Annotated in this window: 14 protein-coding genes and 1 tRNA gene; 12 read left to right on the plus strand and 3 right to left on the minus strand. The window is 40.7% G+C overall.

Annotated features, from left to right (window positions below; genetic code table 11):
* Both J4E76_RS01365 and J4E76_RS01370 read right to left on the minus strand, forming a co-directional pair.
* Positions 1-1242, minus strand: coding sequence for a sterol desaturase family protein (locus tag J4E76_RS01365; RefSeq protein WP_208500691.1), 1242 nt, complete (start codon positions 1240-1242; stop codon positions 1-3).
* Positions 1243-1277: 35 nt separating this feature from the next.
* Positions 1278-2504, minus strand: coding sequence for a sterol desaturase family protein (locus tag J4E76_RS01370; protein WP_208500693.1), 1227 nt, complete (start codon positions 2502-2504; stop codon positions 1278-1280).
* A 138-nt stretch (positions 2505-2642) separates the two neighbouring features.
* Here J4E76_RS01370 and J4E76_RS01375 point away from each other — a divergent pair, with 138 nt between their 5' ends.
* The 9 genes from J4E76_RS01375 (at position 2643) to rplT (ending at position 14686) form a co-directional block, all read left to right on the plus strand.
* The gene (locus J4E76_RS01375) at positions 2643-3113 is read left to right on the plus strand and encodes a hypothetical protein (protein WP_208500694.1); all 471 of its coding nucleotides are present in this window, start codon (positions 2643-2645) and stop codon (positions 3111-3113) included.
* A gap of 146 nt (positions 3114-3259) precedes the next feature.
* On the plus strand, positions 3260-5125 hold the full coding sequence (locus J4E76_RS01380; protein WP_208500696.1) for a DNA topoisomerase IV subunit B: 1866 nt from the start codon (positions 3260-3262) through the stop codon (positions 5123-5125).
* Between the two features lie 6 nt (positions 5126-5131).
* Entirely contained in the window at positions 5132-7915 is a 2784-nt protein-coding gene (locus J4E76_RS01385) for a DNA gyrase/topoisomerase IV subunit A (RefSeq protein WP_208500698.1), read from the plus strand.
* A gap of 154 nt (positions 7916-8069) precedes the next feature.
* A complete protein-coding gene (locus J4E76_RS01390) occupies positions 8070-8753 on the plus strand; it encodes an RNA methyltransferase (RefSeq protein WP_236017255.1) in 684 nt (227 codons plus the stop codon).
* A gap of 80 nt (positions 8754-8833) precedes the next feature.
* Positions 8834-11341: a DUF5686 and carboxypeptidase-like regulatory domain-containing protein gene (locus J4E76_RS01395; RefSeq protein WP_208500699.1), complete on the plus strand. Its 2508-nt coding sequence runs from the start codon at positions 8834-8836 to the stop codon at positions 11339-11341.
* Positions 11342-11446: 105 nt separating this feature from the next.
* Positions 11447-13399 (plus strand): threonine--tRNA ligase, encoded by a 1953-nt coding sequence (gene thrS, locus J4E76_RS01400; protein ID WP_208500701.1) that lies wholly within the window; start codon positions 11447-11449, stop codon positions 13397-13399.
* 92 nt (positions 13400-13491) lie between these two features.
* Entirely contained in the window at positions 13492-14037 is a 546-nt protein-coding gene (gene infC, locus J4E76_RS01405) for a translation initiation factor IF-3 (RefSeq protein ID WP_069841485.1), read from the plus strand.
* Positions 14038-14055: 18 nt separating this feature from the next.
* Positions 14056-14250: a 50S ribosomal protein L35 gene (gene rpmI / locus J4E76_RS01410; RefSeq protein ID WP_069841484.1), complete on the plus strand. Its 195-nt coding sequence runs from the start codon at positions 14056-14058 to the stop codon at positions 14248-14250.
* An 88-nt stretch (positions 14251-14338) separates the two neighbouring features.
* Positions 14339-14686 (plus strand): 50S ribosomal protein L20, encoded by a 348-nt coding sequence (gene rplT, locus J4E76_RS01415; RefSeq protein ID WP_208500703.1) that lies wholly within the window; start codon positions 14339-14341, stop codon positions 14684-14686.
* Positions 14687-14734: 48 nt separating this feature from the next.
* Here the strand turns inward: rplT and J4E76_RS01420 are convergent, their stop codons facing one another.
* The gene (locus J4E76_RS01420; RefSeq protein ID WP_208500705.1) at positions 14735-15157 is read right to left on the minus strand and encodes a hypothetical protein; all 423 of its coding nucleotides are present in this window, start codon (positions 15155-15157) and stop codon (positions 14735-14737) included.
* Between the two features lie 116 nt (positions 15158-15273).
* Here J4E76_RS01420 and J4E76_RS01425 point away from each other — a divergent pair.
* The 3 genes from J4E76_RS01425 (at position 15274) to J4E76_RS01435 (ending at position 17693) form a co-directional block, all read left to right on the plus strand.
* Positions 15274-15347: transfer RNA gene (locus J4E76_RS01425), tRNA-Met, on the plus strand.
* A 173-nt stretch (positions 15348-15520) separates the two neighbouring features.
* Positions 15521-15916, plus strand: coding sequence for an START-like domain-containing protein (locus J4E76_RS01430; protein WP_208500707.1), 396 nt, complete (start codon positions 15521-15523; stop codon positions 15914-15916).
* Between the two features lie 79 nt (positions 15917-15995).
* Positions 15996-17693 (plus strand): LptF/LptG family permease, encoded by a 1698-nt coding sequence (locus tag J4E76_RS01435; protein ID WP_208500709.1) that lies wholly within the window; start codon positions 15996-15998, stop codon positions 17691-17693.
* The last annotated feature ends 15 nt before the right edge of the window (positions 17694-17708 follow it).

The raw sequence follows: 17708 nt of genomic DNA on the forward strand, positions 1-17708 counted from the left end.
TCAGCTGTTATTAACAGGCTGCGAAGTTACTGATCGGGTCTTCAGTAACCAAAGCAATGATCCAAAGATAAATGCTATACTTCCAGAGATTGTAAAAGTTGATAATTCAAAGTTGGTCAAAAAGTAAAGTAAGGTGATGGGGACTAAGAATAGCCTTGTGATCTCGATTGGAATAGCCCACGACCTTGACTCAAAGAGCCCACCGAAACTTAGAGTGGAAATAATGATTAAACCTGCCATGGCTGATTTTTCGAGGAGGTTTTCATCAAAGCGATTTAGGTTGAAAAGAAAAAAGGCTGTGCCTCCCAAAAGAAGTATATAGTGGACGAATACATAGGTATTGACCGCTCTGATGGCATGCAGATCATATTTCTTATAAGTCTTTCTGTCAATGTCGAAAGGAGCACGATAACCTCCCATGCTTTCGGGTAACCATCCTGGCTTTTTAAATATGTATTTCAGTTTATCTGAGAATCTAGGAATAGTTTTAATGTCTGAAATCATGTCAGAATAATGCGCCAGGTTGGCCCAGACGGGATTCCAACTATTAAGGTTCTTGGTGATGCCGTAAGTCGGCTTCTCTTCTTCGGCTTTGAAAGTGCCAAACATTTTGTCCCAGACAATGAATGTGCCTGCATGATTCTTATCAATGTACTTTGGGTTTCTAGCATGATGCACTCGATGATGCGAAGGCGTATTCATAACAGCTTCAAACCACTTGGGAAGTCGGTCTATAGATTCTGTGTGGATCCAGAACTGATATAGCAGGTTGAAGCCTGAAACAGAAAGTAATACCAATGGATCTATACCTACAAAAGCCATTGGGGTATAGAAGAGTGAAGTCCAAATGATTTGCGTAGAGCTCTGTCTAAGCGCAACGGATAGGTTGTACTCTTCACTTTGATGATGCACGCTATGGCCACCCCAAAATAGGTTGACTTGATGACTCATTCGATGTGCCCAATAGTAGAAAAAGTCATAAGCGATAAAGGCGATCACCCATGTCAAGGCGCTGTTTTCTATGGTTTCGAAACGGAAGTGCTCGTAGAGGTAGGTATAGAAGCCTATAGAAAATACTTTTAAGAAAGCACCTGTTACCTGTGAAGTGACTCCACAGTTGATGTTTGTGATGGCATCGTTAAGCCGATAAGACTTAGTGGCTTTTATGCGGTGAACGATCAATTCAATGCCGATAAGCAGAAAGTAAACGGGAATGGCTATGACAGTCGGATTGAGACTCATCCCACTAACTTAATGAAAAAACAATTCTGAATAAATCAGGCAGTCACTGGCCTTGGCTTATGTTTTGTCGTATTCAGCCAGAGAGAAGATAATAACAAGTATCCGGTAGCAATTATGAGTAAAGTGAGTCCAGGGTTCAGCCCCCCGAAAATGTAAATAAAGCCAAGAGACATAAAGACTAGCCTGAAAACTTCAACCCCTCGACTCCATTTTCTGTGCTCGAACAATAAGCCGAAAGAAGCGACAGAAAAGATGATCAGGACAGCGGATATAACCTTTTGAATAGTATCCATCTCTTTAAGGAAGTACAAGAAAGAGAGTGTAGTGAGCATAATGACAACAAACTGAATGATCACATAAAAATTAAGTCGAGACGAAGTAGTGTTTTGAAACTTCTTATAATTCGGGTCGATTTCTGGAGCTGGTTCATAGCCACCAAGATACTCAGGTTGCCAGCCTGGCTTATTGACCAAAAGCCTGATTTTATCTTTCAGCTTTGGTATTTTTTTGAGGTTTCTATAGATCTCGGTATAGTGAGCAAAGTTGGCCCAAACGGGGTTCCAACTTTTAAGGGGCTTGGTAATTCCGTATTGCGGACGTTCTTCTTCAGCCGCAAAACTCCCAAAAAGTTTATCCCAAATAATTAATGTCCCTGCATGGTTCTTATCAATGTATTTCGGGTTTCGTGCATGATGTACCCTATGGTGAGATGGTGTGTTGAATACTGCTTCAAACCACTTGGGCATTTTACTGATAGATTCAGTGTGTATCCAGAATTGATAGACAAGATTTATTCCTTGAGCAACAATGAAAACAATAGGATCGACTCCTAATAAGGCTATGGGCAAATAGAAGAGAAAGGTCCAAAGAATTTGAGTAGAACTTTGTCTCAATGCTACTGAAAGATTGTACTCCTCGCTTTGATGGTGAACACTATGACCTCCCCAAAACAAGTTGATCTCATGGCTCAGGCGATGTGCCCAGTAGTACATAAAGTCAAAAGTGATAAAAGCCACGGGAAAGGCCCACCAAACCATTGGGATGTGTAGGAGCCCGTAGTTGGCTTCCATATAGGTATAGGCATTGAATAAAATAACCATCAGGAAAGCTCCAGTGATCTGTGAAACAACTCCACAGTTGATATTTGTCATCGCATCTTTAAGGTTGTAAGACTTTGTTGCATTGACCCTATGTACTATGAACTCGACACCTATCAAAAGGAAGTAGACGGGGATGGCAATGACGGATGGATTGATGCTCATCAGCAGGCTTGTTTATTATGGTTTCTTAATAGAGACTCCTATAGGAGATCAGAGGTTGCTGCAAATTGCGAATATTCAATTGTTATATGATGAAACCAAGTTCTATCCATTATCTTCGCGCTCGATTAAAAGTCAGAGATGGATAAGTTTATAGGGTTCTTTAGAAACGTAACAATTTTGTTGTTTACTGGCGCTTTGATCTGGTCATATGCCTTTATGGCCAGCCAGGTCAATTACCGCTTCGATCCAGCCGGAGATGCCTTGGGTACTGCCAGTAAGAATACCTACTTTTTTGGAGCCATTATCGTCTTCCTTTTGGCCAATGTAGTGTGCAGCTATTTCACTCGCGTACTTAAAAAGATTACAACAACCGAAGATGGACGAGGCATAAGGAATAGGTCTCTAAAGAAAGACCTGATTAATTGGATCAAAGGCTTCGCTGGAGTGCTGAATCTTTTCTTCAGTTTAATACTCGTTTTTTTAGGCTTGATGAATATGTCGGCAGATTATAACATCAAGACACTAGGGTTCTACGTGTACCTTGGGCCGGTATTAATTCTAAGTTGGTTCTTCTACTTAGCAGTCATTCTTGGCAAGCGAAGAAGTTAGTAATCTTCTCATTATCAGAGGCTGAGCAATTGCTTGTTCGGAAGCTCGCTACTAGACGTGCATTTCTAGATTTTTAATTCTAAATTCCGACTTCAATGAGTGCTAATGAGCACAGTTGTCTAAGAACCTTTTGTTTGAAATTTTGAATGGCGAATCAAGTAGCGAATTATACCGAAGATAGTATTCGGTCCCTCGATTGGAAAGAGCACATTAGACTAAGGCCCGGAATGTATATCGGGAAGCTTGGCGATGGATCGGCTCAAGATGATGGCATTTACGTATTGGTGAAAGAAGTGGTCGATAATAGTATCGATGAACATATGATGGGCTTTGGTAAGACCATCGATGTGAAAGTTTCCGAACACAAAGTTGAAGTCAGAGACTATGGCCGAGGCATTCCACTGGGAAAAGTGGTCGATTGTGTATCCAAAATAAATACTGGAGGAAAGTATGACTCTGGAGCCTTCCAAAAGTCAGTGGGACTTAATGGAGTAGGTACCAAAGCCGTCAATGCATTGTCTACTTATTTCAAGGTGCAGTCTTATCGAGATGGTATGGCTAAAGTTGCCGAGTTTGAAAGAGGTGAGATAACCAACGATGCTAAGGAAGTTACGAGTAGTGGTAGAAACGGAACCCAAATCGTTTTTAGACCTGACGAAACCATCTTTAAGAACTATCATTTCATTCCACAATACCTCGATGACCTCATGTGGAACTATTGTTTCCTAAATGCTGGTCTCACCATAAACTTTAACGGAGAAAAGTATCACTCTGAAAAAGGGCTTCTTGATCTATTGTCAAGAAAGACAGACGAAGACAATCTAAGGTACCCAATCATACACCTCAAGGGTGAAGACATTGAACTGGCTCTATCACATACCAATCAATATGGAGAGGACTATTACTCTTTTGTAAATGGTCAATACACAACGCAGGGAGGAACGCACCAAGCTGCTTTGCGTGAAGCCTTGGTGAAAACAATTCGAGAGTTTTACAATAAGAATTTTGATGCTGCCGATGTTAGGGCTTCGATAGTAGCTGCAATCGCAGTACGTGTACAAGAACCAGTTTTCGAATCACAAACGAAGACAAAGCTGGGTTCGCAGAACGTAGCACCAGATGGCCCAACAATGAGGACGTTTGTCAATGATTTTGTGAAGAAAGCCCTTGATGATTATTTGCATAAAAATCAGGCTGCTGCAGACGCGCTCTTAAAGCGGATTTTACAATCAGAGCGGGAGCGTAAAGAAATAGCTGGTATTAAGAAACTAGCAAACGAAAGAGCGAAGAAGGCAAACCTTCATAATAAGAAATTAAGAGATTGTAGAATACATCTGAATGATGATAAGAAGGATGAAGACCTTCGCAATGCTACTACACTCTTTATCACAGAAGGAGATTCTGCCAGTGGATCGATTACTAAATCTAGAAACGTTCAGACGCAGGCCGTCTTTAGTTTGCGTGGTAAGCCACTCAACTGCTTTGGCCAGACCAAAAAAGTGGTTTATGAAAATGAAGAGTTCAATCTCCTACAGCATGCACTTAATATAGAAGACGGACTGGAGGGGCTCCGCTATGATAAGATTGTAATCGCAACGGATGCAGATGTTGATGGTATGCACATTAGATTACTGCTGCTGACCTACTTCTTACAATTCTTTCCAGACTTGGTGAGAAGAGGACATGTGTACATCTTAGAAACACCACTTTTTAGGGTCAGGAACAAGAAGGAGACTATTTATTGCTATAGTGATGAAGAAAGGCAGCGCGCCATAATGAAACTAGGCAACAAACCTGAGATCACCCGATTTAAAGGACTTGGTGAGATTTCTCCTGACGAATTCAAGAATTTCATTGGTGAAGACATGCGCTTAGAGCCAATCATCCTCAGGAAAGACACGAGTATTCAAGAGCTGTTGAAATTCTACATGGGTAAGAACACACCTGACAGACAAAATTTTATTATCGATAATCTAAGAATAGAGAAAGATTTGGCTGAAGAAGCCGCCTAGACTAGCATGAGTGACGAAATTATTGACGATTCAGATAACGAAGAAGGAAAGATTAAGGAAGTTGTTCCCGTATCCGGCATGTACGAAGGCTGGTTTCTGGAGTATGCATCCTATGTGATTCTTGAGCGAGCTGTACCTGCTATTGAAGACGGGCTAAAGCCTGTGCAAAGAAGAATTCTCCACTCCATGAAAGAGATGGATGATGGTAGGTTCAATAAGGTGGCCAACGTCATTGGTCAAACCATGCAGTATCACCCTCATGGTGATGCTTCCATAGGAGATGCCATTGTAAACATTGGTCAAAAAGACTTACTGATTGAAACTCAGGGTAACTGGGGGGATATACGAACTGGTGATAGAGCCGCTGCTGCTCGATATATTGAAGCCCGACTTTCAAGGTTTGCCTTGGATGTAGTATTCAATCCGCAGACTACAGAATGGCAATTGTCCTACGATGGGCGTAAGAAAGAACCTGTAACACTGCCTGTGAAATTTCCGCTTCTGCTTGCACAAGGGGTAGAAGGCATTGCTGTAGGACTTTCCACTAAGGTATTACCACACAATTTTATTGAGCTTATTCAAGCGTCTATTAAAGTACTTCAAGGGAAGAAGCCAAAAATCTATCCAGACTTTCCGACAGGGGGCATGGCTGACTTCTCGGAATATAATGAAGGAAAGCGTGGAGGAAAGGTAAAAGTTAGAGCCAAGATAGAGGAGGTCGATAAGAAGACCATTGCTATAAAAGACATTCCATTCGGTACCACGACAACAGGGTTAATCGACTCCATCATTAAGGCCAATGATAAGGGAAAAATTAAGATTAAAAAGGTTGTTGACAATACGGCCGAGGATGTTGAGATTCTGATTGAACTTGCGTCAGGCCAATCGCCTAATATTACCATCGATGCCCTGTATGCCTTTACAGATTGTGAATCGAGCATTTCTCCCAATGCATGTGTGATCATTAAGGACAAACCTCATTTTGTCACAGTCACTGACATGCTTCAAGTGTGTACTGAGCAAACCGTTGACTTGCTAAGGCAAGAACTAGAAATCCGAAAAGCTGAACTGCTAGAGAAGATCCTTTTCAGTTCTTTGGAAAAAATCTTTATTGAGAATAGGATCTATCGAGATATCGAGGAATGTGAAACATGGGAGTCAGTACTCGAGACAATAGATAGAGGGCTTGACCCTTTTAAGAAAGAGTTCTATCGAGACATTACTACCGAAGACATTGTTCGCCTTACCGAAATTAAGATCAAACGAATTTCGAGGTTTGATGCCTTTAAGGCAGATGAGCTGATGCGAAAACTCACGGAGGAGCTTGCCGAAGTAGAGCATAATCTTAAAAACCTTGTCGAATATGCAATTTCTTACTTTCAGAGATTGCTGGAGAAATATGGCAAAGGGCGTGAGCGTAAAACTGAAATCAAGTCTTTCGAGAACATTAAGGCTGCGGTTGTGGCGGCTAACAATGCTAAGCTTTATGTTAACCGCAAAGACGGTTTTGTCGGATATGGTCTTCGTAAAGATGAGTTTGTATGCGAATGCTCGGATATAGATGACATCATAGTTTTCAGGGCTGACGGAAAGTTTCAAGTCGTCCGAATTTCCGATAAGATCTTTGTAGGGAAAGACATTCTATGGGCTGGTGTGTTCAAGAAGAACGATGAACGCATGGTCTACAACATGATGTACCTCGATGGTAAGTCAGGTCGTTCCATGGTGAAACGCTTCCAAGTTTTGGGTGTCACTAGAGATAGAGAGTATGACTTGACCAAAGGAGAGCGCGGATCAAAGACACTCTACTTTACTGCAAACCCGAATGGAGAGGCAGAATTAGTCACAGTTTATTTGACTTCTGGTGCCAAGGCAAGGGTTAAAGTCTTTGATTTCAATTTTGCTGATATCGACATAAAAGGAAGAGGCTCCGGGGGTAATATCGTTACCAAGTATCCGGTCAGAAAGGTGCAGTTGAAGATGGAAGGTCGTTCGACCTTAGGTGGCCTCGATATCTGGTATGATGAATCAGTTGGTCGACTAAACCGAGATGAACGAGGTAGACATTTAGGTAACTTCCAAGCCGATGATAAGGTGTTGGTTATCTATAATAACGGTGAATATGAGCTGACCTCATTTGATTTGACGAACCGATACGATCCACCAAAGATTCACTACATCCACAAGTTTGATCCGGAAGGTGTTATCTCAGCAATTCACTACGATGCAGCGACAGGCACTCACTTTGTGAAGCGCTTCCAAGTGGAGACTTCAACCAAGGATAAGAAATTCATGTTCATCAGTGAAGAAAAGGGGTCCAAGTTGCTTTTGGCCACCACATTGAAGGATGCTCAAATAGAAGTTCACTATACTGTAAAGGGCTCGAGAGAACGAAAGACTACGGTCTTTGATATGGATATGCTTATTGATGTAAAAGGATGGAGAGCGACTGGCAATAAACTGTCTCCACATAATGTCAAGAAGGTAGTTCTTTTAGGGGGAAGCAGTGATTCTACTGCTGAGACCGAAGATTCAATTCCTGAGCAAGTAGAAGAGCTTACCTCTGAAAAGGAGAAGGAAGTGAAGGACGCAAATGAGAGCAAGGCTAAAACCGAGGAAGTAAAAGCTGTTGAAGCACCTATTGAGATTAAAGAAGAAAAGAAATCAGAACCAGCTAAAGAGGTTGAAAAACCAAAGCCTGCAAAACCTGAGACTTCTCCAAAGAAGGATGACAAGAAAGAGGGTGGTGCAGGCAACTATAATGTCGGGGACACGATAGAATTGTTTTAAGATTTAGCATTCGGTAAGGGTGTCAACAATATGGGTTGTTTTTATTCCAGACGATCCTGAACAATCGTCTTAAGGTTGTTAAAATATTGTTTGTTCATCTTCCGAAGCTGTTGGCCATTTTGTCAACGGCTTTCTTTTTTTAACGACCTATACATTGAGAAAACAACTCATACATATGTTGGAGGAGTTCGTAACTCCGAATAAAGTAACTACCATAGAAGAGGTCCTTTCTGAGAGAACACGCCATTTGACAGTCGTTTTAGAAGACATCTATCATGCACAGAATGCTAGTGCAGTTATGCGTACCTGCGATTGCTTCGGAATCCAAGATCTATATATAACGCAACGTTTGCATGACTATGAAGTGAATCCCAATGTTGTGCGTGGTGCCTCAAAATGGGTCAGCCAGCATAAGTATGAAAGAGAGGAAGAGAGTACCGCTAAGTGCTTTCAGGATCTAAAAAAGAAAAATTATCGAATAGTCGGGACAACCCCATCCAAGGAAGTCGCATCTATACATGAACTGGATATAAGTCAGAAAACTGCGGTTGTTTTTGGTACGGAATTGGAGGGGCTTACGGAGTACGCAAAAGACCAAGTAGACGAATTGGTACATATACCGATGTATGGGTTTACCGAGTCTTTTAATATTTCTGTTAGCGCAGCTTTGCTATTGCAAGAGTTGGTGTCAAGAATGAAAAACAGTGATATCGTCTGGCAATTGACAGAAAAAGAGAAAGAAGAATTGAAACTTGAATGGTATTCTAGAATAGTGAAACGATCAGATATTCATATAAATAATTTTATGAGGGAACATTCTCAGAATTCTGAGAGTTAACAACAGAATTAATTATCCATCGCCTGACTTTTTATCTCTTTATTGCGTTAAAGAAGAGTTGTAATTTAAAACACGCCACTTTGAAACTGAGAATACTTTTATCTCTTACCATTTTTTTCTCCTTAATCTCTTCTCTCAAAGCACAGACCGTGATTGTTGGAAAAGTAACTGATGCCGAAAGCGGAGATCCCATTCCTTTCGCCAGCGTTGTTATTAAGGGTACATCTGTAGGTTCTCCAACTGATTTTGATGGCTTTTATCGCATTGAAGGAGATGCTGAGTCTGATACTGTTCTCGTGTCATTCATTGGCTACGAGACCAAATACAAGATTTATCAAAAAGGAATTACTCAAACCATCAATTTCCAACTCACACCCGAGGCTAAAAGCTTAGATGATTTTGTTGTTTTTGCCAGAAAGCAGGAAAACCCCGCTTTTGCCATCATGCGTTCTGTGATTGATAACAAGAGCAAGAATGATAAACGAACGCTAGACGCTTATGAATATGAGAGTTATAACAAGATTCAGATAGATGTAGATAATATCTCCCAGCAGCTTCGCGAGAAGAAATACATGCAGAAAATCACTGCGGTGCTAGACTCTATTGAAGTGATTGCAGGAGAGGATGGTAAACCTATTTTACCTCTTTTTATATCAGAGTCGCTTTCAAAGTTTTACTATCGAGATGATCCTAGACTTCAGAAAGAGGAAATCCAAAAGACTCGAATCAAAGGTGTGGCCATAGAAGATGGTTCTTTGATTTCTCAAATTATCGGTTCGTCCTTTCAGGAGTATAATTTCTATCAAAATAGAATGAACATTGTAGAAAAGGAGTTTGCTTCACCCATAGGTGATGCATGGCGAATTATCTACGATTATGAACTTCAGGATAGCCTTTACCTAGGGGATGAGTTTGTTTATCTGTTAGAGTTCAAACCAAAAAATGATCAGGAACTTGCCTTCTTTGGAAAGCTATGGATCAGTAAGGCTGACTATGCTATCAAACAGATTGATGCCACAATGCAGCCTACAGCAAACTTGAACTTTATCGATCGGATCAAGATTCAGCAAGAGCTAGAGAGAACAGAGACGGGGGCATGGCTGCCGATTAAATCGAGAGTTTTGATCGATGCATCTGAAATCACAAAGAAATCCGCTGGCTTTCTTGCGAAGTTCTATACCTCTAATAAGAATATTAGAGTCACAGAGCCAAAGCCCACTCGATTTTTCGAAAGGACAGTAGAGCTTGCCGAAGACGCACGACTTACGGATGAAGCTTTTTGGGCTGAGAGCCGTCATGATAAACTGAGTGACACGGAGGTCAATGTAATGGCAATGATCGATTCATTGAACAATATTCGCTTTGTGAAAACCTGGACAAATATTCTAAAAACTGTAGCTAGAGGGTATTTTGAAGTTGGTAAATTAGACCTTGGCCCATGGCCATTCTTGTTCGGAGTGAATGACGTTGAGGGTGTGAGACTAAGACTCGGAGGTAGGACCAATGAGAACTTTAGTACTAAGTGGCAGTTCAATGGATACGGTGCTTATGGATTCGATGATGAAAGATTCAAATATGGGTTCGGTGCCAATGTAATTCTTGACAGGGAGAAATGGACAACCATAACGGCCAGCTATAGAAATGACTTAGATCAGTTCGGTATACAACCGGATGCCGTAACCTCTCTATCTGACGGTAGTGCATTTTTAGCGCTAACCCAGCTGGGTAATTTAGTGAGGCCATTTCGTTACGAGAGATACCAAATTGAAGGCTTTAGACAGTTTTCCAGATCCTTCTCAGCTGCTTTACAATTGAAAAAGCAGAACTTCAATCCAGAGTTTGACTTTAGGTATAGTACAGATTTTAGCAGAGTGGATGCTCCTTTGGCTTCTGACTTCGAGACTACTGAGGCTACGATAAGGCTTAAGTTCGCTAGGGATGAAACGTTTTTAATCAATGATAATAATCGCTTCAGTCTTGGTACTTTGAGGTGGCCAATTTTCCTATTCTCCTATACGCGTGGTTTCAAGACACTCGGAGGTGACTTTGACTATAACAAAATTAACTTCGGTGTTTCTCAACGAATTAAGTTGGGCTTTTGGGGAGTTTCTAGATATCAGGTCAATGCAGGCCATATTTTCGATGATGTACCGTATCCACTGTTGACATCTCATATTGGAAATGAACAGTTCGTATATACTGACATTGCCTTCAATACCATGAACTTCTATGAGTTCGTGAGTCAGTCCTTTGCTTCATTGAGGTACCAGCACAATTTTGAAGGGTTCGTTTTTAATAGAATTCCATTGCTTAGAAAATTGAAATGGAGACTTGTAGGAACAGGTAATGTCTTGTTCGGAGGTGTTAGCCAAAGTACATTAGATGCTCAAATCAGAACGGATGAGGGAGGTAATGATTTGCCTTTTTTCAACGTACTTGAAAATGGGAGGCCATTTGCCGAGGTTGGTTTAGGAGTCGAAAACATCTTCAAGGTCTTTAGAGTAGACTTTATCAGACGTTTGACCTATTTGGAGAACCCAGGAGTAGATAGAACAAGCATCAAATTCAGTTTCAATTTATCGCTCTAAAACAATCAATAAAGAGCCTTTTCAGTAATTATTATTGCATATTTGCAATCGCAAAATTTGATTTTAATAAATCCTGTTGGTTTGTAGCAGCAGGTACCCATTAAAATGAGCCAAGAGCAAATAAAAATCACCTTACCTGACGGCAGTATCAGAGAATATGCCAAGGGAGTTTCAGCGATGGATATCGCTTTGAGTATCAGTGAAGGACTCGCTAGAAATGTACTAGCGGCCGAAGTAGAAGGAGAGGTCTGGGATGCCAACCGTGCTATTACCCAAGATTCAGCAGTAAAATTATTGACCTGGAATGACGAGGGTGGAAAATCTACCTTTTGGCATTCATCAGCGCACTTAATGGCTGAGGCATTAGAAGCACTATACCCAGGAGTTAAGCTTGGAATTGGTCCGTCTATCGAACATGGTTATTACTATGACGTGGATTTTGGCGACCAGGAATTTGATGCAGCACATCTTGATGTCATCGAAAAGAAGATGCTGGAATTGGCTCGAGAGAAGAACGTTTACGTCCGAAAAGATATCTCTAAGGACGAAGCGGTAAGCTATTTTGAAGAGAAAGGTGATGAGTATAAACTAGAACTTCTTGAAGGGCTGGATGATGGTACTATTACCTTCTATCAGCAAGGGAACTTCACGGATTTATGCCGTGGCCCACATATTCCTCATACTGGTTTCATTAAGGCGATTAAGCTATTGAGTGTAGCAGGTGCTTATTGGAGAGGTGATGAGACTAGAAAACAACTTACTCGTATTTATGGTATCACTTTCCCTAAGCAGAAAGAACTCACTGAGTACTTGCACATGCTTGAGGAAGCAAAGAAGCGAGACCACAGAAAATTAGGTAAAGAATTAGAGCTGTTCACTTTCTCAGAAAAAGTGGGCATGGGGCTTCCATTGTGGTTACCAAAAGGAGCTAAGCTTAGAGAGCGACTTGAGACTTTTATGCGAAAGGCGCAGGTGCGTTCCGGGTACGACCCTGTTGTGACTCCACACATTGGGCATAAGAATTTATATGTGACCTCTGGTCATTACGAAAAATATGGCGCTGACTCTTTTCAGCCCATCACTACACCGCATGAAGGAGAGGAGTTCTTATTAAAACCAATGAACTGCCCTCATCACTGTGAGATTTACAAGTCGCAACCCAGATCATACAAAGACCTTCCGATTCGCTATGCCGAATTCGGGACTGTTTATCGTTATGAGCAAAGTGGAGAGCTTCATGGCCTGACACGTGTAAGAGGGTTTACCCAAGATGATGCTCACATATTCTGTATGCAAGAGCAGGTAAAAGGGGAGTTTATCAAAGTAATTGACCTGGTGCTTTATGTTTTTGAATCGCTAGGTTTCGAAGACTTCACCGCTCAGATTTCACTAAGAGATCCTGAGAATAAGGAAAAGTATATTGGTTCTGATGAAAACTGGGAGTTAGCAGAAAGAGCAATCATTGAAGCTTCAGAAGAGAAGGGTTTAAATACAGTCACTGAGTTGGGAGAAGCTGCTTTCTATGGGCCTAAACTAGACTTTATGGTCAAGGATGCTCTAGGAAGAAAGTGGCAGCTAGGCACCATCCAGGTGGATTATACACTACCAGAAAGATTTGAGCTTGAATATACTGGGTCTGATAATCAAAAACATAGACCCGTGATGATCCATAGAGCACCATTTGGATCAATGGAGAGGTTTGTGGCAGTGCTTATTGAGCATTGCGCAGCTGAGTTCCCACTTTGGTTAACGCCAGACCAGGTAGCCATTCTTCCGATCTCTGAAAAGTACGCTGATTATGCGCAGGAGATATACAAATTATTAGAGTCAGAAGACATCACCGGATTTGTGGATCATCGCGATGAAAAAATTGGTCGAAAGATTAGAGATGCAGAGGTAAAGAAGATTCCAATTATGCTTATTGTTGGTGAAAAAGAAGCAGAGGAAAGGACCGTATCAGTAAGGCGTCACGGACATGGTGATGTTGGAAGTTTTAAGGTTGATGATTTTATCGGGTATTTCAACAAAGAAAAGGCGGCCTCAATGGGGCAGCAATAATAATTTAATAAAAAACGTGAGTGTTGGTTATTAGAAAATATTGCCGATATTTGCAGTCATTTTGATAAAACAAGGAGGTAAAAATCGCTAAAATGAGAAGGCGCTATCCCCCAAGAGGACGGGTAGAAGAGCCATATAAAGTAAACGGTAAGATAACTGCGCGCGAAGTTCGTGTTGTAGGAGAAAATGTAGAACAAGGTGTTTTTCCGCTCAGTAAGGCCTTAGAAATGGCAAGAGAGCAGAGTTTAGATCTTGTTGAAATCTCACCGAAAGCGGTACCACCGGTTTGTAAAGTAATTGATTACTCAAAGTTTAAATACGAACAGAAGAAGAAGCAAAAGGAAATTAAAGCCAAAGCTGCTAAAACTGTTCTAAAAGAAATCAGGTTCGGACCTAATACGGATGATCATGATTTCGATTTTAAACTGAAGCATGCAATTAACTTCTTGAAAGAAGGAGCAAAGGTTAAGGCTTATGTTCATTTTAAAGGGAGAACCATTGTATATAAAGAGAGGGGAGAGATTCTTCTCTTGAAATTTGCGCAAGCTTTAGAAGAGTATGCTAAAGTAGAGCAGTTACCAAAACTTGAGGGTAAGAGGATGTTTCTCTTTTTAGCCCCCAAGGCAACGAAGAAATAATTAACAAATAATTATATAATGCCTAAAGTAAAAACTAAATCAGGAGCGAAGAAACGTTTCAAATTGACAGGTACTGGCAAGATTAAAAGAAAGCACGCTTTCAAAAGCCACATCCTAACAAAAAAAGAGACGAAGCAAAAGCGTAATCTTACTGGTACAGGTTTGGTAGACAAATCTGACGAGAAGAACGTTAAGCACATGCTCAACATTTAAAAAAACCATTTAAGGTTTCATTTTTAACCGGAGTTTTGGCCTTAAGAATCTACGAAAGTGGGACGCCAAAAATCAAAAAAATTAAAAAATGCCAAGATCAGTTAACACAGTAGCTTCAAGAGCTAAAAGAAAAAGAATCCTCAAGCAGGCCAAAGGCTATTGGGGAAGAAGAAAGAATGTTTGGACGGTAGCAAAAAATGCCGTTGAAAAAGGTCTCGTATACTCTTACAGAGACAGAAAAGCTAAGAAAAGAGAGTTTAGAAAGCTTTGGATTCAAAGAATCAATGCTGGAGCAAGACTTCATGGGATGTCATACTCTCAGTTTATGGGTAAAATCGGCCAATCTGGAATCGAATTGAACAGAAAGGTACTTGCAGATTTAGCAATGAACCACCCAGAAGCTTTTGAAGCTGTAGTAAAGAAAGTGAGCAAGTAAGATAACTTACTGTTTATAAGGACCCCGGCTTGAGAAAGTCGGGGTTTTTTATTTCAAATACAATTTGGTAGAGTGCATAAACTTAATTTTGGGACCTGTCTCAGTACTTTCCAATAGCATACTTTCATACCAGGATCTATCACTTGGGTTAATTCCTTGATTGAAGTAATAGATATGTGCTATACCAGCTTCAGTTTGAATCACAGGATCTACAATAGACCACTTTCGGCCTAGGGTATTAGGCATAAGCGATAGGAGGCTATCAACATTCCAAACCACATCATGCTCGAACATTTCGAAATCCTCAGTCAGTAGGCTTTTCATTAATGTTGTATCCCCCGTTTCCAGTGCTACAAAGAAGTCTGAAGCAATAGTCGTTACCATTTCATCCGAGATCTTTTTTTCTACTGGAGCTGTACAAGCAGGTAACATGAAGAGCGCTGTAGAAAGTAATAAGAAGTGCTTTTTCATCACTGTATTTTTTGTCTTTACAAGTATCGTCATAATGGGATAGAATTTTTGAAAAAAGGTGTTGATATATGTTGTGTTTTCAATCGATGAATATATATCTTTGCACCTCCAAAAATGGCGAGGTAGCTCAGTTGGTTAGAGCGCAGGATTCATAACCCTGAGGTCACGGGTTCAACTCCCGTCTTCGCTACTAAAGCCCAGTTCTATTAGAATTGGGCTTTTTTTTCGATCAATCAAATGAATGCAAGTGCATTAAATGAATTATCAATACGATGATTCATGACAAAAGACTGCTCATTAAGTATGAGGTTTGTTATGTAACAAATAAGTCATATATTATTTCATCAAGTGATTTTTTAACCTATGGGAAAGAACAAGTTTATTACCGAATTCGAGATTAATGCATCTCAGAAAATGCTTTTTCCATACTTGAGTACAGCAAGTGGTTTGGCTCAATGGTTTGCTGATGACGTTAATATTAATGAGGACAAGGTTTATAACTTCCTTTGGGACGGAGAAGATCACAAGGCAATAAAGGCTGCCCAACGTGCTAATGTCAGTGTGAAATTTGAGTTCTTACCTGAGACAGATGAGGACAAAGATGATCCAAATTACATTGAGCTGAAGTTGAATGTAAATGAACTTACACAGTCAGTTTTCATTCAGATTACAGATTATTCAGACTTAGACGATCCTGAGGAGCAGGAGGACCTATGGGAAAATATAGTCTACTCTCTCAAACAAATTATTGGCGGTTAGTCTTTAATTCTTCATTTCTTTTGATAAAACAGCGTAAAGGCATGATCTTTGAGTGGTCATTGTGCGTATTGAAGTTCGAATGAAGAAGATTGACAGGCTAGTTTTTGGATCGTTTATAGGTCCGTTCCTATTGACACTAGTTGTAGTAGATTTCATATTGCTCCTAGTAACACTGTTGAAATACTTTGACCAGATTATGGGCAAAGGATTAAGTGTTGCCACTTTTGGCGAGCTGATTACCTACTTTTCTATTTCCAGTTCTCCGGACGCATTCCCCTTAGCTATTCTTCTTAGCTCCATCATGACCTTTGGAAACCTCGGGGAGCATTCAGAATTAACAGCTGTTAAGAGTTCTGGCATTTCACTGGTTCGTGCCTTATTGCCAATTTTCTTTTTTGTCGTTTTACTGACGGGATTCACCTATTACTCAAACACGCAGCTGGTGCCTAAGACCAACCTCAAGACCTACAGTTTGCTGTGGGATATGAGGACTAAAAAACCGGCATTAGATATAAAAGAAGGTGTGTTTTATACCGGTATACCCGGCTATAGTATTAAGGTCAATGAGAAGATCGGGGACGAGCAACTCAAAGACATTATTATCTATGATCATACCAATGCGAATGCCCAAGGAAATACTAAAGTGATTTTGGCCGACTCAGGCCGCATGTATTCATTTATGAATCAACGATATCTTGCTTTGGAACTTTATCGTGGTGTCAGGTATGAGGAAGGAGTGAGCGAAAAGTATGAAGAGAAAGTGGCAGGGGGGCAATTCGTGAGAGATAAGTTTACCAGTAGCCGAATGTTTTTTGACCTTTCCTCTTTTGATATGGGCGATACGGATGAAAGTCTTTTTAGAAGGAGTCGATTAGTGCAGACGCGTGCTCAGTTGATCACAGGAATTGATTCAATGCAGCGAGATATTCACCAGAAAGAAGAACAAATGTTCAGTTTTGTGGCCAATACTTTTACCTATCACTATGTAAAGGACGCTCCAATACCAGATCAAATAGCTGTTCCGAAGGCTTATTATGACTCACTAAGAAATGCAGAGAGAGAATTAAAAGAGAGCACTAGGGACTCTATTGATGTAGTGCCAAAGCCAGAAGATAAGAAGTTAGCAGTAGTTCAGAATAAACAAACGCTAAGCAGTCAAGGAGAGGTTGAGCGACCAGATAACCTGAGGGTGGCGGCAAATGGGTTGGTGACTAAAACAGTTCCTCAGCAATTTTCGGTAGTCAGTAAGGGTACTTTTGAGCAGCATATGAGACGCTTCGAGGATTACTATAAGGGTGACGGGACCCGATTGAGCAATGCGATGAGTTATGGCATTAACAAGTCAAGATCCGCCAGAAATGTATTGAACTCCAGAGTAATAGCATTGGAATCTGTTAAGAGAGATCAGAGAAAGTTTGTAGTGACAAAGAACCAACAGATTGCTAGATCGTTTGCCTGCCTCATTATGTTTCTAATTGGTGCTCCAATTGGTGCCATCATAAAGAAAGGTGGGCTTGGGCTGCCAGTGATCATTTCAGTTGTTTTCTTCCTAATCTATTATGTATTGAATACAACAGGTGATAAGTGGGGGAAAGAGGGGGTGATGGATCCGGCTTTGGCAGTTTGGATTTCGAACGTAGCACTCTTGCCATTTGGTCTTTTCTTTCTGAGACAAGCACGGAATGATGCACAGCTTTTTGAGCCAGATTTCTATCTCAATATGATGGGGAAAATCAAAAAACTCTTCAAAAAGCGTAAAGAATTAAAAACAGCCTAGTTTGCTAGTTTTCAG

Source organism: Roseivirga sp. E12 (assembly GCF_017592825.1).
In the GTDB taxonomy this organism is placed as follows: Bacteria; Bacteroidota; Bacteroidia; order Cytophagales; family Cyclobacteriaceae; genus Roseivirga.